24 protein-coding genes and 3 tRNA genes are annotated in these 24,855 nt (G+C 72.1%); 20 read left to right on the top strand and 7 right to left on the bottom strand.

The annotated features are described in order from the left end of the window. Positions 1-6: 6 nt before the first annotated feature. The 4 genes from FZC61_RS00315 (at position 7) to FZC61_RS00300 (ending at position 6,103) form a co-directional block, all read left to right on the top strand. Entirely contained in the window at positions 7-981 is a 975-nt protein-coding gene (locus tag FZC61_RS00315; protein ID WP_148611354.1) for an AAA family ATPase, read from the top strand. Further along, on the top strand, positions 981-2,171 hold the full coding sequence (locus FZC61_RS00310; RefSeq protein ID WP_148611352.1) for a DUF58 domain-containing protein: 1,191 nt from the start codon (positions 981-983) through the stop codon (positions 2,169-2,171). Before FZC61_RS00315 ends, FZC61_RS00310 begins: the two co-directional genes overlap by 1 nt. Beyond that, positions 2,168-4,426 (top strand): transglutaminase TgpA family protein, encoded by a 2,259-nt coding sequence (locus tag FZC61_RS00305; RefSeq protein WP_148611349.1) that lies wholly within the window; start codon positions 2,168-2,170, stop codon positions 4,424-4,426. Before FZC61_RS00310 ends, FZC61_RS00305 begins: the two co-directional genes overlap by 4 nt. A 408-nt stretch (positions 4,427-4,834) precedes the next feature. Beyond that, positions 4,835-6,103: an HNH endonuclease signature motif containing protein gene (locus FZC61_RS00300; protein WP_148611347.1), complete on the top strand. Its 1,269-nt coding sequence runs from the start codon at positions 4,835-4,837 to the stop codon at positions 6,101-6,103. 445 nt (positions 6,104-6,548) lie between these two features. Here the strand turns inward: FZC61_RS00300 and FZC61_RS00295 are convergent, their stop codons facing one another. The 3 genes from FZC61_RS00295 to FZC61_RS00285 all read right to left on the bottom strand — a co-directional run bounded on the left by FZC61_RS00295 (position 6,549) and on the right by FZC61_RS00285 (position 8,881). Continuing rightward, the gene (locus FZC61_RS00295) at positions 6,549-7,493 is read right to left on the bottom strand and encodes a metallophosphoesterase (protein WP_148611345.1); all 945 of its coding nucleotides are present in this window, start codon (positions 7,491-7,493) and stop codon (positions 6,549-6,551) included. A gap of 53 nt (positions 7,494-7,546) precedes the next feature. Beyond that, positions 7,547-8,014 (bottom strand): nitroreductase family deazaflavin-dependent oxidoreductase, encoded by a 468-nt coding sequence (locus FZC61_RS00290; protein ID WP_148611343.1) that lies wholly within the window; start codon positions 8,012-8,014, stop codon positions 7,547-7,549. Between the two features lie 75 nt (positions 8,015-8,089). Then, positions 8,090-8,881 carry a DUF2189 domain-containing protein gene (locus FZC61_RS00285; RefSeq protein WP_148611341.1) on the bottom strand — a complete coding sequence of 264 codons (792 nt, stop codon included), beginning with the start codon at positions 8,879-8,881 and terminating at the stop codon, positions 8,090-8,092. 195 nt (positions 8,882-9,076) lie between these two features. Here FZC61_RS00285 and FZC61_RS00280 point away from each other — a divergent pair, with 195 nt between their 5' ends. From FZC61_RS00280 to FZC61_RS00270, 3 genes are read left to right on the top strand one after another with little or no spacing between them, the layout of a single operon-like run. Further along, positions 9,077-11,467 carry an FdhF/YdeP family oxidoreductase gene (locus FZC61_RS00280; RefSeq protein ID WP_148611339.1) on the top strand — a complete coding sequence of 797 codons (2,391 nt, stop codon included), beginning with the start codon at positions 9,077-9,079 and terminating at the stop codon, positions 11,465-11,467. Positions 11,468-11,495: 28 nt separating this feature from the next. Beyond that, positions 11,496-12,467 (top strand): pirin family protein, encoded by a 972-nt coding sequence (locus FZC61_RS00275; protein WP_148611337.1) that lies wholly within the window; start codon positions 11,496-11,498, stop codon positions 12,465-12,467. Continuing rightward, on the top strand, positions 12,464-13,618 hold the full coding sequence (locus tag FZC61_RS00270; RefSeq protein WP_148611335.1) for a PAS domain-containing sensor histidine kinase: 1,155 nt from the start codon (positions 12,464-12,466) through the stop codon (positions 13,616-13,618). Before FZC61_RS00275 ends, FZC61_RS00270 begins: the two co-directional genes overlap by 4 nt. On the opposite strand, the gene FZC61_RS00265 is transcribed toward FZC61_RS00270, so the two are convergent. Continuing rightward, positions 13,605-14,495 carry a hypothetical protein gene (locus FZC61_RS00265; protein WP_148611333.1) on the bottom strand — a complete coding sequence of 297 codons (891 nt, stop codon included), beginning with the start codon at positions 14,493-14,495 and terminating at the stop codon, positions 13,605-13,607. The genes FZC61_RS00270 and FZC61_RS00265 overlap by 14 nt on opposite strands. A 39-nt stretch (positions 14,496-14,534) precedes the next feature. Here FZC61_RS00265 and FZC61_RS00260 point away from each other — a divergent pair, with 39 nt between their 5' ends. The 8 genes from FZC61_RS00260 (at position 14,535) to FZC61_RS00225 (ending at position 18,967) form a co-directional block, all read left to right on the top strand. Next, entirely contained in the window at positions 14,535-15,119 is a 585-nt protein-coding gene (locus FZC61_RS00260) for a DNA-3-methyladenine glycosylase I (RefSeq protein WP_148611331.1), read from the top strand. Between the two features lie 11 nt (positions 15,120-15,130). Then, positions 15,131-16,540, top strand: coding sequence for an amidase (locus tag FZC61_RS00255; RefSeq protein ID WP_148611329.1), 1,410 nt, complete (start codon positions 15,131-15,133; stop codon positions 16,538-16,540). Between the two features lie 120 nt (positions 16,541-16,660). Next, positions 16,661-16,733: transfer RNA gene (locus tag FZC61_RS00250), tRNA-Thr, on the top strand. A gap of 17 nt (positions 16,734-16,750) precedes the next feature. Beyond that, positions 16,751-16,827 (top strand) — tRNA-Met (locus FZC61_RS00245). Positions 16,828-16,874: 47 nt separating this feature from the next. Then, positions 16,875-17,045 carry a 50S ribosomal protein L33 gene (gene rpmG, locus FZC61_RS00240; protein WP_170285913.1) on the top strand — a complete coding sequence of 57 codons (171 nt, stop codon included), beginning with the start codon at positions 16,875-16,877 and terminating at the stop codon, positions 17,043-17,045. 95 nt (positions 17,046-17,140) lie between these two features. Then, positions 17,141-17,548, top strand: a complete 408-nt coding sequence (locus FZC61_RS00235) for an FAS1-like dehydratase domain-containing protein (RefSeq protein WP_148611325.1) — start codon at positions 17,141-17,143, stop codon at positions 17,546-17,548. Next, the gene (locus tag FZC61_RS00230) at positions 17,545-17,916 is read left to right on the top strand and encodes a MaoC/PaaZ C-terminal domain-containing protein (protein WP_148611323.1); all 372 of its coding nucleotides are present in this window, start codon (positions 17,545-17,547) and stop codon (positions 17,914-17,916) included. The genes FZC61_RS00235 and FZC61_RS00230 overlap by 4 nt, the downstream gene beginning before the upstream one ends. Next, complete coding sequence (locus FZC61_RS00225; protein WP_148611320.1) at positions 17,909-18,967, top strand: UDP-N-acetylmuramate dehydrogenase; 1,059 nt, start codon at positions 17,909-17,911, stop codon at positions 18,965-18,967. Before FZC61_RS00230 ends, FZC61_RS00225 begins: the two co-directional genes overlap by 8 nt. 6 nt (positions 18,968-18,973) lie before the next feature. Here the strand turns inward: FZC61_RS00225 and FZC61_RS00220 are convergent, their stop codons facing one another. From FZC61_RS00220 to FZC61_RS00210, 3 genes are read right to left on the bottom strand one after another with little or no spacing between them, the layout of a single operon-like run. Then, positions 18,974-19,441, bottom strand: coding sequence for a DUF4190 domain-containing protein (locus FZC61_RS00220; RefSeq protein WP_148611317.1), 468 nt, complete (start codon positions 19,439-19,441; stop codon positions 18,974-18,976). 7 nt (positions 19,442-19,448) lie between these two features. Beyond that, positions 19,449-20,495, bottom strand: coding sequence for an adenosine deaminase (locus FZC61_RS00215; RefSeq protein ID WP_148611314.1), 1,047 nt, complete (start codon positions 20,493-20,495; stop codon positions 19,449-19,451). 3 nt (positions 20,496-20,498) lie between these two features. Continuing rightward, positions 20,499-21,719 carry a pyridoxal phosphate-dependent aminotransferase gene (locus FZC61_RS00210; RefSeq protein WP_211357021.1) on the bottom strand — a complete coding sequence of 407 codons (1,221 nt, stop codon included), beginning with the start codon at positions 21,717-21,719 and terminating at the stop codon, positions 20,499-20,501. A 153-nt stretch (positions 21,720-21,872) separates the two neighbouring features. Here FZC61_RS00210 and FZC61_RS00205 point away from each other — a divergent pair. The 5 genes from FZC61_RS00205 (at position 21,873) to rplA (ending at position 24,621) form a co-directional block, all read left to right on the top strand. Beyond that, positions 21,873-21,945: transfer RNA gene (locus FZC61_RS00205), tRNA-Trp, on the top strand. Positions 21,946-22,034: 89 nt separating this feature from the next. Then, a complete protein-coding gene (gene secE, locus FZC61_RS00200; RefSeq protein ID WP_170285911.1) occupies positions 22,035-22,292 on the top strand; it encodes a preprotein translocase subunit SecE in 258 nt (85 codons plus the stop codon). A 49-nt stretch (positions 22,293-22,341) separates the two neighbouring features. Continuing rightward, positions 22,342-23,280 carry a transcription termination/antitermination protein NusG gene (gene nusG / locus FZC61_RS00195; RefSeq protein ID WP_425465802.1) on the top strand — a complete coding sequence of 313 codons (939 nt, stop codon included), beginning with the start codon at positions 22,342-22,344 and terminating at the stop codon, positions 23,278-23,280. A 117-nt stretch (positions 23,281-23,397) separates the two neighbouring features. Next, positions 23,398-23,826: a 50S ribosomal protein L11 gene (gene rplK, locus FZC61_RS00190; protein ID WP_148611308.1), complete on the top strand. Its 429-nt coding sequence runs from the start codon at positions 23,398-23,400 to the stop codon at positions 23,824-23,826. 75 nt (positions 23,827-23,901) lie between these two features. Beyond that, positions 23,902-24,621: a 50S ribosomal protein L1 gene (gene rplA / locus FZC61_RS00185; RefSeq protein WP_148611305.1), complete on the top strand. Its 720-nt coding sequence runs from the start codon at positions 23,902-23,904 to the stop codon at positions 24,619-24,621. Positions 24,622-24,855 lie beyond the last annotated feature (234 nt).

The raw sequence follows: 24,855 nt of genomic DNA, 5'->3' as shown, positions 1-24,855 counted from the left end.
GACCCTGTGACGATCTCCACCGAGCAGGCGGCCTGGTTCCGCCAGACGTTCGACCAGCTCACCACCAACATCGAGAAGGCCGTGCTCGGCAAGCGCCACGTCGTACGGCTGGCCCTGACGTGCCTGCTGTCCGAGGGCCACCTGCTGCTCGAGGACTTCCCGGGCACCGGCAAGACGATGCTGGCCCGGGCGCTGGCCAACACCGTCCAGGGCAGCCACGCGCGCATCCAGTTCACCCCCGACCTGCTGCCGTTCGACGTCACCGGGGTGACGGTCTACGACCAGCACAAGGGCACCTTCGAGTTCCACCCCGGCCCGATCTTCCACACCATCGTGCTCGCCGACGAGATCAACCGGGCCTCGCCCAAGACCCAGTCGGCGCTGCTCGAGGTCATGGAGGAGGGCCGGGTCACCGTCGACGGTCGGCCGCACGCGGTCGGCCGGCCGTTCATGGTCATCGCCACCCAGAACCCCATCGAGCAGGCCGGCACCTACCGGCTGCCCGAGGCCCAGCTCGACCGGTTCCTGATGAAGAGCTCGGTGGGCTACCCCGACAAGGCCGCGACCATCGAGCTGCTGGTCAACGCCAAGGTCCGCGACCGGGCGTCGTTGGTGACCCCGGTCATCACCGCCCAGACCATCGCGCAGATGAGTGAGCTGGCCGACGAGGTCTACGTCGACCCGGCCGTGATCGGCTACGTCGCCGAGCTGGCCGAGGAGTCGCGTCGTCAGCCGCACGTCAAGCTGGGGCTGTCGGCGCGCGGCTGCCTGGCCATGATCCGGGTGGCCAAGACCTGGGCGGCCGCCGACGGACGCGACCACGTCCTGCCCGACGACGTGCGGTCGCTGGCCGAGCCGGTGCTCTGCCACCGGCTGTTGCTCGACGCCGAGGCCCAGTTCACCGGCGTCACGGTCGACACCGTCATCTCCCGGCTGCTCGGCGCCGTCGCGCCGCCGACCGACCGGGTCGCGACCGTCTGATGTCGAGGACGAGCGACGCCGTACGCCGTGCGCTGGGGGTGGTCCGTCCGCTGGGGTGGCTGCTCCTGGGCCTCGGCGTGCTCGCGCTCGTCGTGGCGAGCCGTACCCACTGGCGCGAGCTGGCTGTCCTCGGGGCGACGTGCCTGCTGCTGCCGGTCGTGTGCCTGCCGTTCCTCCTGGGTCGCACCCGGGTGCGCGTCGTGATCTCCCTCGAGCCGTCGCGCGTGGTCGCGGGCGGGTCGGTGTCGGGCGGCGTCGACGTCACCAACACGGCCGGACGCCGGATGCTGCCGACCCTGCTGGAGCTGCCCGTGGGCGCGTCGGTCCACCGCTACGGCGTCCCCGCCCTCGCGGCCGGCGCCACCCACGAGGAGTCCTTCACGGTGCGCACCGAGCGGCGCGGCGTGATCGGCGTCGGCCCGGCGCTGACCCGGCGTGGCGACGCGCTCGGGCTGTTCTCGCGCGACTCGGTGTGGGCGCCGCTGCAGGAGATCCTGGTGCGGCCGCCGCTGGTGCCGCTCGAGGAGATGGGCGCCGGGCTGCTCCGCGACCTCGAGGGGGTCTCGACCGAGGCGCTCTCGCAGAGCGACCTGGCCTTCCACGCGCTGCGCGAGTACGTCTCCGGCGACGACCTGCGCCACGTCCACTGGCGCTCGTCGGCCAAGGCGACGGGTGCGTCGGGCGAGGCCCAGCTGCTGGTGCGGCAGTACCTCGACACCCGCCGCAGCCACGCCACCGTCGTGGTCGACGACGCGCCCGGGGCCTGGGCGAGCGAGGACGCCTTCGAGACCGCGATGTCGGCGGCCGCCTCGATCCTCGTGCGCGCGGTCACCGACGACGTCGAGACCTCGTTCGTGTGCGGGGCCTCCGCCTCGTCGGGGACCGACGGCAACCTCGCGCTCGACGCCGTGTGCCGCGCCGTCCTGGGCGGACCCGGTCTGGTCGAGTCGTCGCGCCGGGCGCTCCGGCTGGCGCCCGACACCAGCCTGCTGTTCCTGATGAGCGGTGCGGCGACCGGGCTCGAGACCGTGCTGCGCGCCAGTGCCGTCTTCCCGCCCGAGGTGCGGCGCATCGCCGTGCTCGTCACCGAGGGCGCCGACCCCGGCGTCAGCGAGGTCGGGGGGCTGTCGGTGCTGCGCCTGGGCGACAAGGACGAGCTCGCCGGCCTGCTGCGCTGGAGCGTGCGGTGAACGGCGCCGCGGCCCGCTCGCGCTGGCGGCCGACCCGCGCTGCGCTGGTCGACGCCGCGTTCCTCCTGGTGCTGTGCGCGGTCGCCCTGGTCGGGCTGTCGACGACGTTCACCGGTGTCGCCTACCTCGTCGTCTCGCTGGGCGGCGTCGCCGTGGGTCTGCTGCTGACCGGCCTGGTGCGGGCGCTGCGCTGGCCCGGCATCGCCGCGGTGACGGTCGCCCTCCCGCTGTGGTTCGGCCTCGGGGTGCTGCTCAGCGGCGACTCGCTCGGTGCCGTCGCCGACCAGGTCGTCGGCGGCTGGAAGCAGCTGCTCACCACGCTGCCGCCCGTGGCGGGCTCGGGCCTGGTGCTGGTGCTGCCCTGGACCCTCGGCCTGGCCGCCGGCCTGCTCGGGGCGCTCACCTGCGGGTTGCGCTCGGGCCCCGCGCTGCTGCGCTCGGCCGTCGCGCTGCTCGCGCCCGTGCTGCTGCTGGCGACCGTGATCCTGCTCGGCGTCACCAGGCCGCAGTCGTTGTGGCTGCAGGGCGTCGTGTTCGCGGTGGTCGCGGTGGGGTGGGTCGCCGTGCGCGAGCACCGTGGGCAGCGACCGGTCGAGGGCAGCGCGACCAGTCGGGTCCGGCGTACGGCGGTGGGCGCGGTGCTGGTGGGCAGCGCCGGCCTGCTCGCCTTGCCGGTCGCCTCGGTCGCGCTGGGGTCCGGCGACGACGGCCGGGTCGTGCTCCGCACCCAGGTGCAGCCGCCCTTCGACATCGGGCAGTACCCCTCCCCCCTGGCCTCGTTCCGCCGCTACGTCAAGGAGCCTGCGCCGGCCAGCCCCGAGAACCTCTACGACAAGACCCTGCTCACCCTCGACGGCGCCCCCGCCGGCTCGCGGCTGCGGATCGCCGCCCTCGACCTCTACGACGGGATCGTGTGGGGCGCGGCCGAGGCCATCGACCCGACCACCACCGACGACGCCTTCCAGCGGGTGTCGAGCACCATCGACAACCCCGCCGACGGTGAGCGCGTCGATGTCAGGGTGACCGTGGGGGAGGGCTACGACGCCGCGTGGCTCCCCACCATCGGCGCCCTGCAGACGATGGAGTTCGACGAGGGCGACGTCGCGGCCAAGCAGGAGTCGTGGCGCTACGACCTCGCCTCGCGCACCGCGGTCGTGCCGACCGGCGTGCACCCCGGTGACGTCTACGACTTCAGTGCCGTGCGCTCCGACGACCTGGCCCGGCCGACCGACCCGCCGTCCGACGCCGTCAACGACAACGCCTTCGCCGCGTCGTTCCTCGACACCCAGGCCGTGCAGTGGTCGGCCGGCGCGTCGGAGCCGATGGAGCGCGTCTTCGCGATCGCCGACTACCTCAAGACCCAGGGCAAGTACTCCGACGGCGTCCTGCAGGCCGAGAAGATCTACCATCCGGGCCACCACGAGAAGCGGCTCGGCGACGAGTTCGCCAACACCCCGATCCCGGTCGGCAACGACGAGCAGTACGCCGCCATCATGGCGCTGCTGGCCAACAAGGTCGGTGTGCCCGCGCGGGTCGTGATGGGGGCGGTCGTGCCCGCCGACGGCGTCGTCCGCGGCAGGGACGTCTCCGCCTGGGTCGAGCTGCAGGTCGCCGACGGGTCGTGGAGGACCCTGCCCACCGAGACCTTCATGGACGACGACCGCCCGGCCGAGCAGCCGCCGGTCACCCAGCAGCAGATGAGCGGCACCGTCGTCCCGCCACCGGCGCCGATCCCGCCGCCCTCGACCCTCGCCGAGCAGAACGACGACGAGCTGCAGGCCCGCAAGGTCACCCGCGACGACGACGGGGACGCCCCTGGGGGTGCCCCCGGCTGGTGGCGCTGGGTCGCGCTCGGCGTCGGCCTCCCGGTGCTCCTCGTCGGCCTCGTCGTCGGCACCATCGTCGGTCTCAAGGCCTGGCGTCGACGTCGCCGTCGGGCCGCCGCCCGCGCCTCGGCCCGGGTCGTCGGCGGCTGGCGCGAGCTGGTCGACCACGCCCGCGACCTCGGCCAGCACGTCCCCGTCGGCGCCGGCCTCACCCGCCGCCAGCAGGCCCCCCACGTCGCCACCCCGGGTGCCGTCGACCTCGCCCGCACCGCCGACACCCTCGTCTTCGGCCCCACCGACCCCGACGACGCCGTCGCCGCCGAGTTCTGGGCGATGGTCGACGACGAGCGCCGCGCGATGACCCACGCCGTCCCCGCCCGGCGCCGGCTACGCGCTCTCGTCGCGCTGCGCTCCTTCCGGCGCCACTAGGCCGACCAGGCCCCACAGTGGTCGAGGAGGTCACGCCAGACCGACTGTCACCCCATGGTGGTCGAGGAGGTCGCGCCAGCCACCGGACCCGACCCCACGGTGGTCGAGGAGGTCGCGCCAGTGACCGGTCCCCGCGGTGGTCGAGGAGGTCGCGCTAGCGACCGGTCCCCGCGGTGGTCGAGGAGGTCACGCCAAAGACCGGGCCCCACGGTGGTCGAGGAGGTCACGCCAAAGACCGGGCCCCACGGTGGTCGAGGAGGTCACGCCAAAGACCGGGCCCCACGGTGGTCGAGGAGGTCGCGCTAGCGACCGTCTCGAGACCCACCCACCCCAACCGAACCCGGAAACTCATCCACAAATCCGTAGTACATACTTTCGAATACAAGCACTCACGCGTAGAATGAACGCATGACCACCCGCACCCGGACCCGCAGCAACGACCCGCTGCTGGAGTCCGTGCGCGCGCACCGCGACGCCGAGTCTCGCGAGCAGGTCGCCAAGCTCACCGCGGTCCTCGACTGGGCGATGGTCAACACCGCCGACGCCGACGAGGCAGCGGTGTTGTTGGACCCGATGGAAGAACCCGCCCTGCACCTGGGCGGCCCCGGGTGTCCGGTCATCGGTGAGTACGCCGCCCTGGACCTGGCGTTGTCGTTGGGGATGAGCACCGACGGTGGTCTGGCCTACCTCGGCAAGGCGTTGGAGCTGCGCTACCGCCTCCCGCGCCTGTATGCACGCGTCGTGCGGCTCGAGGTGCCGGTGTGGAAGGCGTTCCGCGTCGCCGAGCACACCACCGACCTCCCCCTCGCCGGTGCAGCCGAGGTCGATAAGGACATCGCCCCGTTCCTGCACACCTGTTCGTGGGCGCAGGTCGACCGGGCCGTCGACGCAGCCCGGGCCAAGCACGACCCCGCCGAGGCCGAACGCCGTAGGAAGAAGGCCGCCGAGAACCGGCACGCCGACGTCCACCTCAGCGACGCCGGCACCTCCGGCACCGTGGAGGTGACCGCGACGTTGGACCTGGCGGATGCGATCGACCTCGAAGCCGCACTCAAGAACGGCGCCCAGGCGCTGGCCGACCTGGGGTCCACCGAGTCGTTGGACGTGCGCCGCTCCCAGGCGCTGGGTGAGATGGGCCGCCAACAGCTCGCCCTCGACCTGCTCACCGGTGAGATCACCAGTGGTTCAGGACGCGGCGTCACGCTGTACGCGCACGTTGCTGCCGATCACCCCGACCTGCCCGGGTTCCTCGACAACACCTGGTCCCCGGTCCTCATCGAGCAGATCCGCGCCTGGTGCCAGCAGGCCGGCACCAAGGTCACGATCAAGCCGGTCGTCGACCTCGCCGCCGACCCGTCCACCGAGGCCTACGAGCCCACCGAGGCGATCCGCGAGCTCGTGCGCCTACGTGACCACACCTGTGTGTTCCCCGGGTGCAATCGACGCCGGGTCGACCTCGACCACATCGTCCCGTTCTCAGCGGGTGGGCCGACGTCGGCGCACAACCTCGCCATGCTCTGCCGGCGTCACCACCGCGCCAAGACCCACTCCCGGTGGCGCTACGTCATGCTCCGCCCCGGGCTCTACCACTGGACCAGCCCCACCGGCGCCACCTACCTCGTCGACCGCAGACCCCCACCACTCCGCCCACCCCGCCCACCGCGTCGACGACCCTGACCCTCCCACCGCCCCGCTGGCCCCACCACAGCGGGGCCACCGGCACGCCCACACCCACCCCACGGTGGTGGAGGAGGCCGCCCGCGGCCGTCACGAAACCACCCAGCCGCAGGGTGCAGACCAAGTCACCCAGACCCGCTGCGGTGATCGGGTCTCGAGACGGTCGCAGGCGACCTCCTCGACCACCGTGGGTCGGGTCGGATGCGCCGGCTGCGGTCGCGGGCGACCTCCTCGACCACCGTGGGGTGACGTCGTACGCCGACCGGGCAACACGGTGGTTGAGGAGGCCGCCCGCGGCCGTCACGAAACCACCCCACCGCAGGGCGCCTCTCGACCCGGTCACGGACGCTGCGACCCTGGCGGCACCGGGTTGACCGACGTCACGCCTCACCTGCACCTCCGCGCTGCCCCGCTGTCGATCACGCCGTGGCGCGCGACCTGAGGGTCACGGCGAAGGCTCGCCTCCAGCGTCACCCACGTTGAACGGCGAGTCCTTGCGCGACAGGATGTCGCGGCGCTCGTCGGCCGTCAGGGCCTCGACCTGCGCCACGACGTCGGCCGGGTAACCGGTGACCTCGGGCGCCGCGGCCAGCGGCACGACCGTGTGCACGACACGGTCGTCGTACAGGTGCAGCATCGTGAAGGCCTGGTGGCCGTCGACCCCCGACACGAAGCGGTCGACCGGCGCGGGGTCGGAGGTGTAGCAGGACGCCGACGCCACCGAGACGGGGATGCCGGCGAAGGTCGACCACGACGTGTAGTGGAAGTGCCCGCCGAGGATGACCCGGACGTCGGTGCCCTCGACGACCGCGGCGAGCGCCTGCTGGTCCTCCAGCTCGATCAGCTCCGCGGCGCGCAGCATCGGCACCGGGATCGGCGGGTGGTGCAGTGCGATCACGGTGCCGTACGGCGCGGGCGTGGACAGCACGTCGGCCAGCCACGCCAGCTGCTCGGGGTCGAGCGCGCCGTGGTGGTAGCCGGGCACGCTGGTGTCGAGGGCGACGACCCGCAGCCCGTCGACCTCGACGACCCGGTCCTGCGGTGCCTCGTCCGCGACACCGAACAGCGCCGCCGAGTACGCCGCCCGCTCGTCGTGGTTGCCCATCGTCCACACGACCACCGCGCCCATCGCCGCCGCCGCGGGCTCGACGGCCTCACGCAGCCGTGCGTACGCCGCCGGCTCGGCCCGGTCGGCCAGGTCGCCGGTGAACACCAGCACCTGCGGCGGCGGGTCGACGTGCGCCAGCCGCTCGAGCGCGCGGACCAGACCCGCGTCGGGGTCGACGACGCCGTACTGCCGGGCTCCGCCCGCGAGCAGGTGCGGGTCGCTGAGGTGGGCGACGGCGTGGCGGGGTGGGGGGTACTGGCCGAGCTGGACGACGGCGGGCATGGCCCCCAGGCTAGTGACCGGGTCGGTGGGCCGCCGGGGGATCGCGGCGCTGCTCAGACCGGTTGCAGGTAGAACACCGGGATCACCCGGGTCGTGCGCTCCTCGTACTTCGCGAAGTTGGGCCAGGTGCGCAGCATGACCTGCCACAGCGCGGCCCGCTCCTCGCCCTCGACCTCGCGGCTGGTGACCTCGTGCTCCTCGCCGTCGAAGCGCGCCCGGGCCGTCGTGGCGGCGCGCAGGTTGCCGACCCACAGGGGCATGTCGGGGCCGCCGAAGTAGGACCCGGCGACCAGCCAGCCGCCCTCGTGCGGCACGCAGAGCAGCGGCGCGGTGCGGGGGATCCCGCTCTTGCGGCCGGCGACGGTGAGCGCCAGGTTGGGCAGCCCGGCGATGTCGAGCAGGGTCACCCTGCCCTTGGTCGCCCGCTGCAGCCGGGTGTCGACCCAGACGATCTGCGGCAGCAGCCGGGGCATCCAGGGGACGGCACCGATGCGCACGGCGAGCGGAGTGAGCAGACCCATGGCCGCAGGGTAGTGGCCCCCCGACGACGACGGCGCCGGTCCCACGAGGGGACCGGCGCCGCACGACGGGTCGGGTCAGGCAGCGACCTGCTGGCCGGTGAGCAGCTTGTAGGTGTAGGCGGTACCGATGATGGAGACCGGGATCGCGACGATCAGGCCCACGCCGCACAGGATCGCGCCGACCAGGGTGATGGCGAACGCGACGATCGCCCAGACCAGCGCCGTCCCGAGGTTCTTGGTCACGAGGTCGACGCTGGCCTTGATGGCGTCGACCGGCGACAGGTCCTTGTCGATCACGAAGTACAGCGAGTAGGACAGCAGGAACGAGGCGATGATGCCGGGCAGGAAGCACAGCAGCGTGCCGATGAAGACGATCGCGCCGGTGATCAGGCTCGTGATGATGACCGGGCCGATCTTGTCGGTCTTGAACAGCTCGGTGTACTCGAAGGGGCGACCCTCGGTGATGGCCAGCGAGCCGCGGATGATGCCGGCGCCGATGACCTGGTAGACGAAGAAGAACAGGAAGCTCCCGATCGCGCTGGCGAAGATCGACACGAAGAAGCCGGTGCCGTCGGTGCAGGTGACCTCGAAGTTGCTGGTGGTCGTGCACTCGGGACCCTGGACCAGGATCCCGCGGATCACGAGGGAGATCACCTGGAACAGCGCGATCCCCACGAAGGCGATCAGGCCGGCGATGATGATCTGGCCCGCGTTGGCCTGGAACTTCGCCCAGCCGTAGCTCACGGCGTTGCCGACGTTGTACTGCGGGGTTCCGGCGGGCTGGCCGCCGTAGCCGTAACCGCCGGGCGGCGGCGGGTGCGAGCCGTAGCCGCCGGGCGGCGGCGGGGGCGGGGGCGGCATGGACATGGGGACTCCTCGTGCTCGACGAACGTGGGTTCACAGGACCGCGGCGTCGCGGTCGGCGCTGCAACCTAGCGCGTCAGGACGTCGCGGGGACAGGTCATACCGGGCTATTGCGTGAGGACCTGAGGGGCCGCAGCGTCCAGGCCAACCCTCCCCAGGGTGAGCGCCGGGGGCTCGCGCGCGGGTGAGGATGGAGCCATGCTCCGACCTCTGCGCAAGGCACCCCACGACGACATCGACGAGTCCGACCTCGAGGTGGGCGGCGAGGCCCACGCCGCCGCCGGGGCCACGGCGGTCGCCGTGGCGATGAAGCGGGCGATGGAGCAGATGGGTCCGGTCACCACCGCCCGCACCCTGCTGCGCCTCAACCAGGTGGGCGGGTTCGACTGCCAGGGCTGCGCGTGGCCCGACCCCGACCCGTCGCACCGCCACACCGCGGAGTTCTGCGAGAACGGCGCCAAGGCGGTCACCGAGGAGGCCACCAAGCGCCGGGTGACGCCCGAGTTCTTCGTCGAGCACTCGCTCGCCGACCTCGAGGACAAGACCGACTACTGGCTGGGCCAGCAGGGCCGCATCGTCGAACCCATGGTCAAGCGGGCCGGTGCCACGCACTACGAGCCCATCGCCTGGGACGACGCCTTCGCGCTGATGGCCGAGCACCTGCGGGGCCTCGCCAACCCCGACGAGGCGGTGTTCTACACCTCCGGCAAGACCTCCAACGAGGCGGCGTTCGTCTACCAGCTCTTCGTGCGCGCGTTCGGCACCAACAACCTGCCCGACTGCTCCAACATGTGCCACGAATCCACCTCGGTGGCCCTGGCCGAGACCATCGGCATCGGCAAGGGCTCGGTGTCGCTGCACGACGTCGAGACCGCCGAGCTGATCGTCGTAGCCGGGCAGAACCCCGGCACCAACCACCCCCGCATGCTCTCCGCGCTCGAGAAGGCCAAGAACAACGGCGCCAAGATCGTCGCGGTCAACCCCCTGCGCGAGGCGGGGCTCGTCCGCTTCAAGAACCCCCAGACCCCCAAGGGCCTGACGACCGGCACCGCCCTGGCCGACCTGCACCTGCCGGTGCGGGTCAACGGCGACCTGGCGCTGTGGCAGGGCCTGGCGGCGTACCTGCTCGAGCACGACGCCATCGACCACGACTTCGTGCGCAACCACACCCACGGCTACGACGCGTGGGTCGAGCACATCGCGCAGCTCGACTGGGCCGAGGTCGAGCGCGCCAGCGGGCTCACCCGCGCCCAGGTCGAGGAGATGGGGGCCATGCTCGTCGAGTCGCAGGCCACCGTCTTCTGCTGGGCCATGGGCATCACCCAGCACCGCAACTCGGTCGCCACCATCAAGGAGATCGTCAACGTCGCCCTCGCCCAGGGCAACATCGGCAAGCCGGGCGCGGGCCTGTGCCCCGTCCGCGGCCACTCCAACGTGCAGGGCGACCGGACCATGGGCATCTGGGAGCGCCCGCTGCCGGAGTTCCTCGACGCGCTGCAGGCCGAGTTCGGCTTCGATCCGCCGCGCGAGCACGGCCTCGACACCGTCGACTCGGTCAAGGCCCTGGCCGACGGCCGGGCCAGGTTCTTCTTCGCCATGGGCGGCAACTTCGCCTCGGCGGTCTCCGACACCGAGGTCACCGAGGACGCGCTGCGTCGCGCCGACCTCACCGTGCACGTCTCCACCAAGCTCAACCGCTCCCACGTCGTGACCGGGCGCGAGGCGTTGATCCTGCCCGTGCTGGGCCGCTCCGAGCGCGACCGTACGGGGGGTCGCGAGCAGCGCGTGACCGTCGAGGACTCGATGTCGGCGGTGCACGCGTCCAAGGGCCCCCTGGCCCCGGCCGGCCCGCTGCTGCGCTCCGAGGTCGACATCGTGTGCTCGCTGGCCGAGGCCACCCTCACCGGTCGCGACGACGTCGGCGACATCCCCTGGTCGGAGTTCCGCGACGACTACACCGCCATCCGCCGGCGCATCGCCAACGTCGTCCCCGGCTGTGCGGCCTACGACGAGTTGGTCGACCAGCCCGGCGGCTTCGTGCTGCCGCACCCGCCGCGCGACTCACGCGACTTCCCCACGACGGGGGAGGGGGCCGGCAAGGCGATCTTCTCCGCAGTCCCGCTCGAGGTGCTCGAGGTGCCCGAGGGGCGCCTGCTGCTGCAGACGCTGCGCAGCCACGACCAGTTCAACACCACGATCTACGGGCTCGACGACCGCTACCGGGGCGTCAAGAACGGCCGGCGCGTGGTGTTCGTCCACCCCGACGACATCCGCCACCTCGGGTGGACCGACGGCGACCTGGTCGACCTGGTCAGCGAGTGGGAGGACGGCTCCGAGCGCACGGCCCCTGACTTCAGGATCGTCGCCTACGACCAGCCCCTGGGCTGCGCGGCGGCCTACTACCCCGAGACCAACCCGCTGATCCCGCTCGACTCCAAGGCCGAGGGCAGCAACACGCCGACGTCCAAGTCGGTCGTCGTGCGGCTCGAGAAGCCCGCGGGTGCGGGACACGCCGGTGTCACCAGGCCGGCCGACGCCGCGGTCGAGCACGGCCACAAGCGGGCCACCGACCCCGTCCACCAGAGCTGACGGTGGCAAGAGGTGTCACACTAGCCCCGTGAGTGCGCTCGACCGAGATCCCCACGAGGTCACCTGCGCCGCCGGCCCGACGGCCGGCGTCGAGGTCATCCGACCCCGCGCGGTGCCCCTCGGGGGGCCGCGCGCGATGACCGTACGACGCACCCTGCCCTCACGTCAGCGCAGCCTCATCGGGGCCTGGTGCTTCGTGGACCACTACGGTCCCGACGAGGTCGCGATGGTGGTCCCGCCGCACCCCCACACGGGGCTGCAGACCGTCAGCTGGCTGTTCGCCGGCGAGATCGAGCACCGCGACAGCGCCGGCCACCACGCCCTGGTCCGGCCCGGCGAGGTCAACCTGATGAGCGCAGGCCGCGGCATCAGCCACTCCGAGGTCTCGACCGCTGCGACCACCACCCTGCACGGCGTCCAGCTCTGGGTCGCGCTCCCCGAGGCCGCACGCGACGGCGCGCCCGGCTTCACCCACCACGTGCCACCTCCCGTGCGGGGCGAGGCCTACGACGCCCGCGTGTTCCTCGGCTCCCTGCTCGGCGTCACGTCCCCGGTGCCGACGGCGACCCCGCTGCTCGGCGCCGAGCTGACCCTGCAGGCCGGGGCGCGCGTGCCCCTCGAGGTCGACCCCGACTTCGAGCACGGCGTCCTCGTCGACGCGGGCGCGCTCCGGGTCACCGGCCACGAGGCCGCCGCCCACGACCTCGTCTACGTGCCGCCCGGCACCACCCGGCTCGACCTCGAGGCCGGCGACGAGCCGGCCCGGGTGCTCCTCCTCGGCGGCCCCCCGTTCGGCGAGTCGATCGTGATGTGGTGGAACTTCGTCGGCCGCACCCACGACGAGGTCGTCGGCTTCCGCGACGCGTGGCAGGCCCAGATCCACGGCGGCGCCGACCAGGCGACCTACGTCGACGGGCGGTTCGGCGTCCCGGTCGGTGACGACCGCGCCCCGATCCCGGCGCCGGAGCTGCCCCGGGTGCGGTTGAGGGAGCGCCGTTGACCTCCGCTCCGGACCGCCGCGCACGGGCGGGCGGCGACTGGTCCTCCCGGTTGATCGAGGCCCGGCTCGACTCGCTGTCGGAGTACCACCCCGACGGGGTGTTCTCGCTCGACCTCGAGGGCCGGTTCACCGCGGTCAACGACGAGGCGCTCAAGCTCGCCGGGGGCTACGCGGCCGACGACGTCCTGGGTCGCTCGTTCACCGAGCTGCTCATCGACGACGACGTCCCGCGGGCGATGGAGCACTTCGCCGGTCTGCTGCAGCGACGGCCCAGCACCTTCGAGGTCCGCTTCCGTCACCCCGACGGCGGTGAGGGCGAGCTCGAGATCATCGGGTTGCCGATCGTGGTCGACGACGAGGTCGTCGAGATCTACGGCATCGCCGAGGACATCACCGGGCGCAAGCAGTTCCAGCAGACGCTCGCCGCCGCCCGCCGGGAGGCCGAGAGCGCCAACGAGGCCAAGACCGCCTTCCTGGCGACGATGAGCCACGAGATCCGGACCCCGCTCACCAGTGTGCTCGCGGCGGCGGAGATGCTCGCCGACTCCGGGCTGAGCACGCAGCAGCAGCAGCTCGTCACCATGATGGAGCGGGCGGGCGAGCGGCTGCTCCGGCTGGTCAACGAGATCCTCGACTTCTCGCGGTTGGGGTCGGGCCGGGCCGAGATCGTCGCGGTGCCCTTCGTCCTGTCCGACCTCGTCCTCGAGACCGTGCTCATCGTCCGCAGCTCGGTCGAGGACAAGGGGCTGGCCTTCGGGTGCGCCGTCGACCCCGGCCTGCCGCGTCAGTTCGTGGGCGACGCCGAGCGCATCGCCCAGGTGCTCACCAACCTCGTCGACAACGCCTACAAGTTCACCCACGCCGGGCGGATCGAGGTCCGCGTCAGCGGCGAGCCCGTCGGCGACGGCGTCGTCGGGGTCCGCTTCGAGGTCATCGACACCGGCATCGGGCTCAGCCCCGACCTGCAGGAGGTGGTCTTCGAGATGTTCGAGCAGGCCGACTCCTCGGTGACCCGCGAGTACGGCGGGACCGGGCTCGGCCTGGCCATCTCCCGCCGGCTGGTGACCCTCATGGGCGGCGAGCTCGTGGTGTCCAGCCGCCCGGGGCACGGGAGCACCTTCGCGTTCGTGCTGCCGCTCAGGACCCCGTGAGCGCGAGGGCCACCGTCGTCTGCACCTCGGTGACCTGGCGCTGCACGACGTAGGAGACCTGGGTCGAGACGTTGCCGGTGGCGGTGTCGGGCAGTACCCGGTCCAGCGACCCTCTGAGGCGGGCGGTCACGGTGCTACGGCCCGAGCGCACCTCGACCCCCTCGACCTCTCCGGCGCGGTAGGTCCGGTCGATCGTCACGTTGATGACGTAGCGGTCGTCCTCGAGCGACTCCAGGGTGTACGTCGCCACCTGGTCGACCACGGCGCCGTCGACCTCGCCGACCGAGCTCGCCGTCCAGCTGGCCCCGACGCCGACCTGCCGGGTCGGCAGGACGGGCACCAGGTCGCGCAGCTGGGCGTCGACCTGCCCGGCGGCGTCGGTGCCGCTGGTGGCCTCGACGGTGGTGCCGTCGCGACGGACGACCAGCGTCGACGTCGTGCCCGCCAGTGGTGCGAGCGCCTGCTCGACCCCCCGCACGTCGGCGGGCCTGAGCCCCGTGGCGTCCACGGAGGGCTTGGCGTAGGTCTGGCTGGTGGTGATCTCGGACCCGTCGACCCCGGTGACGGCGACGACGAACGGCACCGTGACCGGCGGCACCGCGGTGGCCGCCTCGTCACGCACGACCTGTTGCGTGATCGCGAGCGAGGCGTCGGAGGTCGCGCCGTAGGTCGGGCCGAGGGCCAGCACCCGGCGGTCGCCCGAGCCCGCGTCGAGCACCTCCACCAGCGGTGGCTGGCCGACCGCCGTGGGTGTGGCGGTCGCGCCCGGACCAGCGGCGCCGTCGCCCGGGTCCTGGCCGTCGTCGCCCGAGCACCCGGCCAGCGCGACCGACGTCACGAGCGCCAGCAGGACGACGACCGGGCGACGCAGGGGCACCGGCGCAGCATAGAGGGCCCGATCGGGCAGGATCGGGGCATGGGACCACTGGTCGGTGACGACGGCGTCGCACGCTGCCCCTGGGCCGGTGCCGCACCCGGGCCGATGCGCGACTACCACGACACCGAGTGGGGCGCCCGCGTCCACGGCGAGTCGGCCTACCTCGAACGACTGACCCTCGAGGCCTTCCAGTCCGGGCTGTCCTGGTCGACCATCCTCGCCAAGCGCGAGGCGTTCCGCGAGGTCTTCCGCGGCTTCGACGCGGAGCTCGTCGCGGCCTTCGACGACGCCGACCAGGCCCGCCTCATGCAGGACGCACGGATCGTGCGCAACCGCCTCAAGATTTCGGCGGCGGTCACCAACGCCCGGGCGACGCTCGGGCTGCGCGAGGGTGTCGGGCTCGAGGCGTTCGTGCTGTCCTACGCACCGGCGCAGCCGCCGACCTACGCCGACACCGACGCGATGCCCACCACGTCGACCGAGTCCGCGGCGTTGTCGAAGGCGCTGAAGAAGGCCGGGTTCGTCTTCGTCGGACCCACCACGATGTATGCGCTGATGGAGGCCGTCGGCCTGTTCGACCCGCACCTCGACGACTGCTTCCGCAGGGCAGCGTCGGCCCGCTAGCGTCCTGGCCCATGGAGCCCGCACGCCGCGTCAGCGCGGTCACCGACGACGCCCTGGGCGCGCTCGACACGATCGGCCTGGTGGCCGCGATCCAGGGCGGCGAGGTCGGGGTCGTCGAGGTGGTCGAGGCGGCCGTCGCCCGCGTGCAGGCCGTCGACGAGCACCTCGGCGCCATGGCCTTCACCGCCTTCGACCGGGCCCGCGTCGAGGCGCGCGACCCGCGCGGCGGGTTCTTCGCCGGCGTCCCGACCGTGGTCAAGGACAACTGCGACGTCGCGGGCATGCCGACGCGCGAGGGTGCCGACGCCTGGGTCGGTCGACCGGCGCGGTCCGACGGTGACTTCGCCCGGATGTACCTCGCGACCGGCCTGGTCGCGCTGGGCAAGAGCCAGCTGTCCGAGTACGGCTTCTCGGCCGTCGCCGAGCACCCCCGCCTCGGGCCGGTCCGCTCGCCGTGGTCGCTGGACCACCCGGCCGGCGCCTCGTCGGCCGGCGCGGCCGCCCTGGTGGCCTCGGGGGCGCTCCCGCTCGCCCACGCCAACGACGGTGGCGGCTCCATCCGCATCCCCGCCGCGGTCAACGGGCTCGTCGGGCTCAAGCCCACCCGGGGCCGGCTGGCGCAGGACAAGACGCTGCGCGAGATGCCGGTGCGCATCGTCGCCGACGGTGTGCTCACCCGCAGCGTGCGCGACACCGCCGCCTTCTTCCGCGAGGCCGAGCACGTCTACCGCAACCTGTCGCTGCCGCCGGTCGGCGACATCACCCGCCCCGGGCGCAAGCGCCTGCGGGTGGCGCTCGACACGACCGGCGCGGGTGCCGGGGCCTCCCCGGAGGTCGCCGACCTCACCCGCAGGACGGCCGCGCTGCTCGAGGAGCTCGGCCACCGCGTCGACGAGGTCCGGGCGCCGGCGCCCGACGACTTCGCCGACGACTTCCTGCTCTACTGGGCCACGCTGGCGCTGTTCCTGGTGCGCACCGGGCGCCGCCACCACGGGCGCACCTGGGACCCCACCCGGCTCGACAACCTCACCCACGGCCTCGCGCGCCACGCCACCCGCCAGCTGCACCGGCTGCCCGGGGCGGTGCGGCGGCTGAAGCGGTCGACCTCACTCGCGGCCGCCTTCCACACGTCCTACGACGTCACGCTGACGCCCACCCTGGGCGCGGTCACGCCCCGCCTGGGCCACCTCGACCCCACCCAGCCCTACGAGACCGTCATCGAGCGGCTGCGCGAGTGGGTCGCGTTCACGCCGTGGCAGAACGCGACCGGCGACCCGGCCATCTCGCTGCCGCTGGCGACCTCGGCCGAGGGGCTCCCGGTCGGGATGATGCTCGGCGCCGGGGCCGGCCACGAGTCGGTGCTGCTCGAGCTCGCCTACGAGCTCGAGGAGGCGCGCCCGTTCGCCGTACTGCAGCCCTGAGACCACGCTCCTGCCGCACCGCGACCGCGTTCGCCACGGGCGCCGCGGACCCGCTCAGCGACAGGGATCCGGGACCGATTTCACGGTTGGTCGGACCCATGTGTATCGTTCTTCGTCGTTGCCCCTTTAGCTCAGTCGGCAGAGCGTCTCCATGGTAAGGAGAAGGTCTACGGTTCGATTCCGTAAAGGGGCTCTCACCACTCGCACCACGGCGGGGTAGCTCAGGTGGTTAGAGCACACGACTCATAATCGTGGTGTCGCGGGTTCGAGTCCCGCTCCCGCTACCAGCACTTCCCGAAGCATCCATCACATCCAGTCCGGCAGAGGAACCATCGTGGCCAGCAAGTCCTCAGACGTCCGCCCCAAGATCACGCTCGCCTGCACCGAGTGCAAGGAGCGCAACTACATCTCCAAGAAGAACCGGCGCAACGACCCCGACCGGCTCGAGCTCAACAAGTTCTGCCCGCGCTGCCGCAAGCACACCGCGCACCGCGAGACCCGCTGACACCGCACCGCCGTCGTCGGACGACCCGCCTCCCGCACCGGGACGGCGGGTCTTTCGCGTTCGGCGGGGCCTGCGCGAACCGCTAGGTTCGACTCATGCCTCTGGACCCCGAGATCGTCGGCCGCAGCTATCCGCCGGCCCCGCCCCACGAGGTCACCACCGACTCCGTCCGCACGTTCGTGGAGGCCACCGGGGCGTCGTACGACGCAGGTCCGGCGCCGGCGACCTACCCGATCGTGCCGGCCTTCACGGCGATGATGGGGTTCCTCGAGGCCGAGGCCCTCGACCTGTCGCGCATCGTCCACGGTGCCCAGGAGTTCCGCCACGAGCGGCCCGTGGTGCCCGGTGACGTGCTCACCGTCGCCCTGAGCGTCGCGAGCGTGCGCTCGATCGGCGGCAACGACATCATCGCCACCAGCAGCGAGGTCACCGACGCCGACGGGGCGCTGGTGTGCACCGGCACCGCCACCCTGGTCCACCGGGGCCCCGAGGAGGGCTCGTGAGCGACGCGCTGGCCGCCGTGACCTACCGGGTCACCCGCGAGGCGCTGGTCGCCTACGCCGCGGCGAGTGGTGACCACAACCCGATCCACCAGGACGAGCAGGTCGCCCGCGCGGTCGGGCTTCCGGGCGTCATCGCCCACGGGATGTACACCCTGGCCCTGGCCGCCCGCTACGTCGACGAGCAGGTCGGCGAGCGGGGGCGGATCGCGACCATCGGGGCGAAGTTCACCAAGCCCGTCGTCGTGCCCGTGGAGGGCGTCGACGTCGAGGTCAGCGGCGTGCGCAAGGACGACCGCACCCTCGCGGTCACGGTCACCTGCGAGGGTGTCACCGTCCTGGGTCGTTGCCAGGTGACGCTGCGTGACTGAGCTCCTGCGCGACCACACCACGCTGCGCCTCGGCGGTCCCGCCCGCCGCTGGGTCACGGCCACCACCGAGTCCGAGCTGGTCGAGGCGGTCGGCCGCGCCGACGTGGCCGGCGAGCCCGTGCTCGTGCTGGGCGGCGGGAGCAACCTGGTCGTCGCCGACGCCGGCTTCGACGGCACCGTCGTCGAGGTCGCCACGCGCGGCGTCACCGCCGACCACGAGGGCAGCGACCCCACCTGCGGGGGAGTGCTCGTCACCGTGGCCGCGGGCGAGGACTGGGACGCCTTCGTCGCCCACGCCGTCGAGCGCGGCTGGGTCGGCGTCGAGGCGCTCTCGGGCATCCCCGGGTCGGTCGGCGCGACCCCGGTCCAGAACGTCGGCGCCTACGGCCAGGAGGTCGCCCAGACCGTCGCCCGGGTGCGGGCCTGGGACCGCCGCATGCGCGGCGTGCGCAGCTTCGCCGGTCCCGACTGCGGCTTCGGCTACCGCCACTCGCGCTTCAAGGCCGACCCCGGCCGCTACGTCGTCCTCGACGTCACCTTCCAGCTCTCCGTCGGCGGCCCGGCCGCCGGTCCCGCAGCCCTCGGCGCCCCGGTCGCCTACGCCGAGCTCGCCCGCACCCTCGGGGTCGAGCCCGGGCAGCGGGCGCCGCTCGGCGAGGTGCGGTCGGGGGTGCTCGGGCTGCGCCGCGGCAAGGGGATGGTCCTCGACCCCTCCGACCACGACACGTGGAGCGCCGGCTCGTTCTTCACCAACCCGTTGCTGCCGGCCGCCCAGGTGCCCGACGGTGCCCCCTCCTGGCCGGCCGACGACGGGCTGGTCAAGACCAGCGCCGCCTGGCTCATCGAGCACGCGGGCTTCACCAAGGGCTACGCCGTGGCTGACGGCGCCCGGGCCGCGGTCTCGGGCAAGCACACGCTGGCCCTCACCAACCGCGGTGGGGCGAGCACCGACGAGCTGCTGGCGCTGGCCCGCGCGGTGCGTGACGGCGTCCGCTCGGCGTACGGGATCACGCTGGTCAACGAGCCGGTCCTCGTCGGCTGCGACCTCTGAGGCGGGTCAGGGACCGAACGAGAAGAGGACTCCGACGACGAAGACGACCAACGCGATCATCAGCAGGCCCAGGACGGTGCCGATGATGCCGGTCACCAGCCCGGCGGTGGCGGCGCCGGCGTTGTGGTAGAGCCCGGGCTGCTGGCTCATCTCCTTGCGTGCGCGCACGGCCAGCGCGATCGCGAACGGGCCGGTGAGGATGCCGGGCATCGTGACGCACACGAACGGGGTGAGCACCGCGCAGACCACGCTGGCGATGCCGAGGCCCATCGCGACGTTGGCGCCGCCGTGGGCCTGGGCGAACGGGTAGCCCGCCATGCCCGGGGCCGGGGCGTACGGCGCGTAGCCGGGCGCGGGCGGCGAGGCGTAGGGGTGAGTGGGGCCGGTCGGCTCTCCGCCGTAGGACGGCTGCTCGCCGGAGGGTGACACCGGCCCCTCGAGGAAGTCGGGGCTCTCGTCGGGCGGCTGCGTCATGGCCGGATCATGTCACCGGCGCGGCGAGGTCGTGCGTCGGACCGGACGTCGCCCAGGCGTCGACGTCGGCGAGAGCGGCCGCCCGCAGCTCGTCGGGGGCACGCGAGGCGCGCAGCGACATCCGGGCCAGCTCGGCCAGGGTCGCGTCGTCGAGGTCGTGGGCGGCGCGCATCGTGGCGTACTGCGCGGCGAGCTGCGACCCGAACAGCAGCGGGTCGTCGGCCCCGAGCGCGATCGTGGCGCCGGCCTCGAGCAAGGTCGGCAGCGGCACCGAGGTGAGGTCGCTGTAGACGCCGAGGGCCACGTTGGAGACCGGGCAGACCTCGAGGGCCACGTCGGCGTCGACGATGCGCGACAGCAGGGCGGGGTCCTCGGCCGAGCGGACGCCGTGGCCGAGCCGGTCGGCGCGCAGGGCGTCGAGGCAGGTCTTCACGTGGTCGGGCCCGCGCAGCTCGCCGCCGTGGGGCACCAGTGCGAGCCCGGCCCGCTCGGCGATCGTGAACGCCGCGGCGAAGTCGGCGGTGCGGCCGCGCCGCTCGTCGTTGGAGAGCCCGAAGCCGACGACGCCGCGCCCGGCGTACTGGGCGGCCAGCCGGGCCAGCGTGCGGGCGTCGAGCGGGTGGCGGGTGCGGTTGGCCGCGATCACGACCCCGATGCCGAGGCCGGTGCTCTCGGCCGCGTCGCGCACGCAGTCGAGCACGAGGTCGGTGAACGCGGTGATGCCGCCGAACCGCGCGGCGTACCCGCTGGGGTCGACCTGGATCTCGAGCCACCGACCACCGTCGCGCACGTCGTCCTCGGCCGCCTCCCGGACCAGGCGTCGTACGTCGTCCTCGGTGCGCAGCACCGACCGGGCGACGTCGTAGAGCCGCTGAAAACGGAACCAGCCCTTCTCGTCGGCGACGCTCAGCTGCGGCGGCCACTGCGAGACCAGCGAGTCGGGCAGCGCGAGCCCGTCACGCTCGGCCAGCTCGAGCAGCGTCTGGTGACGCATCGAGCCCGTGAAGTGCAGGTGCAGGTGCGCCTTGGGCAGCGTGTGGAGGTCGCGGTGCATTCCTTAGCTGAAGAGCTTCTGCAGGCGAGTGATGCCTTCGACGATGTCGTCGTCGCCCAGTGCGTAGGACAGCCGCAGGTAGCCGGGGGAGCCGAACGCCTCGCCGGGGACCACCGCGACCTCGGCGGTCTCGAGGATGTACTCGGCCAGCTCGGCGGAGGTGTCGATGCGCCGGCCGGCGTAGTCCTGGCCGAGCAGGCCCTTGACCGAGGGGTAGGCGTAGAAGGCCCCGCCCGGCATCGGGCAGACGACCCCGTCGATCTCGTTGAGCATCCGCACGATCGTCCGGCGCCTGCGGTCGAAGGCCACCTTCATCTCGTCGACCGCGGCCAGGTCGCCCTCGACCGCGGCGAGCGCGGCGCGCTGCGAGACGTTGGCGACGTTGGAGGTCGCGTGGCTCTGCAGGTTGGTCGCGGCCTTGACCAGGTCCTTCGGACCGATCATCCAACCGACGCGCCAGCCGGTCATCGCGTAGGTCTTGGCGACGCCGTTGACCACGACGCAGTTGTCCTGCAGGAACGGGCACAGGACCGGCATCGACCCGGTGTCACTCTGCCCGTCGACGGCGTCGTAGACGAGGTGCTCGTAGATCTCGTCGCACAGCACCCACAGGTCGTGGTCCTCGACCCACTGGCCGATGGCGCGGATCTCGTCGGCGGTGTAGACCGCGCCGGTCGGGTTGGACGGGGAGACGAACAGCAGCACCTTGGTCCGGTCGGTGCGCGCGGCCTCGAGCTGCTCGACGGTGACCTTGTAGTCCTGGGTCTCGTCGGCCAGCACCTCGACGGCGACACCGCCTGCCAGCTGGATGGCCTCGGGGTAGGTCGTCCAGTACGGCGCCGGCACGATCACCTCGTCGCCGGGGTCGATCATCGCCGCGAACGCCGCGTAGATCGCCTGCTTGCCGCCGTTGGTGACCAGCACCTGCGAGGGCTCGACGTCGAGCCCGCTGTCGCGCCGGGTCTTGTCGGCGATCGCCTGCTTGAGCTCGGGGAGCCCCCCGGCGGGGGTGTAGCGGTGGTTCTTGGGGTCACGGCACGCGGCGACCGCGGCCTCGACGATGTAGTCGGGCGTGGGGAAGTCGGGCTCCCCGGCACCGAAGCCGATGACCGGCCGGCCCTCCGCCTTCAGCGCCTTCGCCTTGGCGTCGACCTTCAACGTGGCCGACTCGGCGATCGCGCCGATGCGTGCGGAGACTCGTCTGTCGCGGGGGCTCGAGGTCATGTCGACCATCGTAGAGACACGTTCGGGACACCCCCGGCGCAGGACACATTTGGACGCGGCTCACCGCCACGACGTAGACTCCACGACTGGTGGATCTCCACGATGCTTTGCCGTGCCCGTCACCGGGACGCCGGAGCTGACGGAGGTCGTCGGAGGGCACTAGCTCAACTGGCAGAGCATCGGTCTCCAAAACCGAAGGTTGGGGGTTCAAGTCCCTCGTGCCCTGCAAGACCCCAGCAGGACCCAGCAGGACCCAGCAGCACTCGACCACCCTGGTCGGGCTCGATCGACGAGGTACGGCGAGAGGTGAGTGGCGTGTCGGACAGCAGCGCGGTCCGCGGTTCCCGGGACGACAGGTCCGGTGACGCGCGCAAGCGCACCAGCATCCCGACGTTCTACCGGCAGGTCGTCGCCGAGCTCCGCAAGGTCGTCTACCCGACGCAGGAGCAGCTCGTCACCTACTTCATCGTGGTGATGGTGTTCGTCCTCGTCATGATGGCCATCGTCTCGGCCCTCGACGTCGGGTTCGGCAAGCTGGCCTTCGCGATCTTCGACGGCAGCGGCGGCGTCTGACCGCCCCGGCGCGGCTGAGCCCGTGCCACGCCACACCCGACAGCAACTGATGGAGCACCCCGTGTCCGAGCAGTACGACGAGCCGGTCGCCGACCTCGGCGAGTCCGAGATCCAGACCACCGACGAGACCCTCGGGTCCGACGAGATCCTCCCCACCGAGGGCGCGGCCGAGGGCACCGCCCCGGCCGAGGTCGACACCGACGACGACGTCCTCGGGCTCGAGGGTGACGAGCCCGTCGCCGACCTGGTCGAGGCCGAGGGCGAGGTGGCCGACGAGGTCGCCGCCGACGCCGTCGACGAGACCGTCGACACGCTCGAGGCCGGCGAGGTCGACGACGAGAGCGCGGAGGTCGTCGACGAGGACCCTCTCGAGGCGTTCCGACGCGAGCTGTGGGCCAAGCCCGGTGACTGGTTCGTGGTTCACACCTACTCCGGTATGGAGAACCGGGTGAAGTCCAACCTCGAGAACCGCATCGTGTCGCTCAACATGGAGGACTACATCCACGAGATCGTGGTCCCGATGGCCGACATCGTCGAGATCAAGAACGGCCAGCGCCGCACCCGCAAGCGCCCCTCGCACCCCGGCTACGTCCTGGTCCGCATGGACCTCACCGACGAGTCCTGGTCCACGGTGCGTCACACGCCGTCGGTGACCGGCTTCGTCGGCAACAGCCACCAGCCCGTCCCGCTGCTCATGGACGAGGTCGAGAACATGCTCGCCCCCGCCGTTCAAGCCGCGGCCGAGGTCGCCGCCGCCGCGGCCGGCACCTCGAGCCCCGGTGGGTCGGCCACCACGGCCAAGAAGCCCATCGAGGTCGCCGACTTCTCGATCTCCGACTCGGTGATGGTGGTCGACGGCCCCTTCGCCACGCTGCACGCGACGATCACCGAGATCAACGCCGAGGCCCAGCGGGTCAAGGCCCTGGTCGAGATCTTCGGGCGCGAGACCCCGGTCGAGCTGAGCTTCAACCAGATCCAGCGCGTCTGAACGGACGGAGCCTGCGGATTAGTCCCGGCCGCGAGGTCTCCTCATACTTGTTAGTCGAAACACCCCGGTGGCAGAGGACCGACGTCCTCGTCATGACCACAGAGAAAGAAGAGAAGCATGCCCCCGAAGAAGAAGATCGCTGCCCTCGTCAAGGTGCAGCTCCAGGCCGGCGCCGCGACGCCGGCTCCGCCGGTCGGTACCGCCCTCGGTCCGCACGGTGTCAACATCATGGACTTCTGCAAGGCCTACAACGCCCAGACCGAGTCCATGCGTGGCAACGTCATCCCCGTCGAGATCACCATCTACGAGGACCGCTCGTTCACGTTCATCACCAAGACCCCGCCGGCTGCTGAGCTGATCAAGAAGGCCGCCGGTCTGTCGAAGGGCTCGGGCGTCCCGCACAAGGACAAGGTCGGCAAGCTGACCAAGGACCAGGTGCGCGAGATCGCGACCACCAAGCTCCCCGACCTCAACGCCAACGACATCGACGCCGCGATGAAGATCGTCGAGGGCACCGCCCGATCGATGGGCGTCACCACCGAGTGACCCTGCCCCACCCAGCACCCGTGGCAGAGCCGCGCTGGCTCACAACGACCACATCCTCGTAGAGAAGAGACAGACATGCAGCGCAGCAAGACCTACCGCGCGGCGGCCGAGACGTTCGACAAGGACGAGCTCTATGCCCCGCTCACCGCCATCAAGCTCGCCAAGGCCGCGTCGAAGAAGAAGTTCGACGAGACCCTCGACGTCGTCATGCGCCTGGGCGTCGACCCCCGCAAGGCCGACCAGATGGTGCGCGGCACCGTCAACCTGCCCCACGGCACCGGCAAGACCGCCCGCGTCCTGGTGTTCGCCAACGGTGACAAGGCCGAGGCCGCCACCGCTGCCGGCGCCGACATCGTCGGTGGCGACGAGCTCATCGACAAGGTCGCCGGCGGCTGGCTCGACTTCGACGCCGTCGTCGCGACCCCCGACATGATGGGCAAGGTCGGTCGCCTGGGCCGCGTGCTCGGTCCCCGTGGCCTCATGCCCAACCCCAAGACCGGCACCGTCACCCCCGACCCGGCCAAGGCCGTGACCGACATCAAGGGCGGCAAGATCGAGTTCCGCGTCGACCGCCACGCCAACCTCCACTTCATCATCGGCAAGGCGTCGTTCTCCGAGGCCGCGCTGGCCGAGAACTACGCCGCCGCCCTCGAGGAGGTGCTGCGGCTCAAGCCGGCCAGCTCCAAGGGCCGCTACGTCCGCAAGGTCACCGTCTCCACGACGATGGGCCCCGGCATCCAGGTCGACCCCAACCGCACGCGCAACATCGCCTCCGAGGAGGAGGGCGAGGCCTGAGCCTCCCCCGACCCTCCCACGTCGGCCCGCCCCGCTCCCTCGAGCCGGGCGGGCCGTCGTCGATTTGGGGCTGGCAGGGACCACCCGTAGTGTTCGGTCCAGAAACCAGAGACCGCCGGTTGTCAGGCTGTGCATGCAGTCCGACCGAAGGTGCCGCAGAGATGTGGACGGCCCGCGCAGGATTCAGAGCCCCAGGTCCGTCTCGGACCCTCACGCCCTGAGCCCCGCGCTCAG

Origin of the sequence: Nocardioides rubriscoriae (genome assembly GCF_008087085.1) — a bacterium.
In the GTDB taxonomy this organism is placed as follows: domain Bacteria; phylum Actinomycetota; class Actinomycetes; order Propionibacteriales; family Nocardioidaceae; genus Nocardioides; species Nocardioides rubriscoriae.
The sequence above is the reverse complement of the archived record's forward strand: the minus strand, read 5'-3'. Positions and strand labels throughout refer to the sequence as shown.

Coding starts and splice junctions, on each gene's coding strand:
- nusG (WP_425465802.1), top strand. CDS start 22,342: ATGGAGCACCCCGTGTCCGAGCAGTACGACGAGCCGGTCGCCGACCTC.
- rplK (WP_148611308.1), top strand. CDS start 23,398: ATGCCCCCGAAGAAGAAGATCGCTGCCCTCGTCAAGGTGCAGCTCCAG.
- FZC61_RS00255 (WP_148611329.1), top strand. CDS start 15,131: ATGGAGCCCGCACGCCGCGTCAGCGCGGTCACCGACGACGCCCTGGGC.
- FZC61_RS00295 (WP_148611345.1), bottom strand. CDS start 7,493: ATGCCCGCCGTCGTCCAGCTCGGCCAGTACCCCCCACCCCGCCACGCC.
- FZC61_RS00210 (WP_211357021.1), bottom strand. CDS start 21,719: ATGACCTCGAGCCCCCGCGACAGACGAGTCTCCGCACGCATCGGCGCG.
- FZC61_RS00310 (WP_148611352.1), top strand. CDS start 981: ATGTCGAGGACGAGCGACGCCGTACGCCGTGCGCTGGGGGTGGTCCGT.
- rplA (WP_148611305.1), top strand. CDS start 23,902: ATGCAGCGCAGCAAGACCTACCGCGCGGCGGCCGAGACGTTCGACAAG.
- FZC61_RS00220 (WP_148611317.1), bottom strand. CDS start 19,441: ATGACGCAGCCGCCCGACGAGAGCCCCGACTTCCTCGAGGGGCCGGTG.
- FZC61_RS00300 (WP_148611347.1), top strand. CDS start 4,835: ATGACCACCCGCACCCGGACCCGCAGCAACGACCCGCTGCTGGAGTCC.
- FZC61_RS00290 (WP_148611343.1), bottom strand. CDS start 8,014: ATGGGTCTGCTCACTCCGCTCGCCGTGCGCATCGGTGCCGTCCCCTGG.
- FZC61_RS00235 (WP_148611325.1), top strand. CDS start 17,141: ATGCCTCTGGACCCCGAGATCGTCGGCCGCAGCTATCCGCCGGCCCCG.
- FZC61_RS00215 (WP_148611314.1), bottom strand. CDS start 20,495: ATGCACCGCGACCTCCACACGCTGCCCAAGGCGCACCTGCACCTGCAC.
- FZC61_RS00280 (WP_148611339.1), top strand. CDS start 9,077: ATGCTCCGACCTCTGCGCAAGGCACCCCACGACGACATCGACGAGTCC.
- FZC61_RS00260 (WP_148611331.1), top strand. CDS start 14,535: ATGGGACCACTGGTCGGTGACGACGGCGTCGCACGCTGCCCCTGGGCC.
- FZC61_RS00285 (WP_148611341.1), bottom strand. CDS start 8,881: ATGTCCATGCCGCCCCCGCCCCCGCCGCCGCCCGGCGGCTACGGCTCG.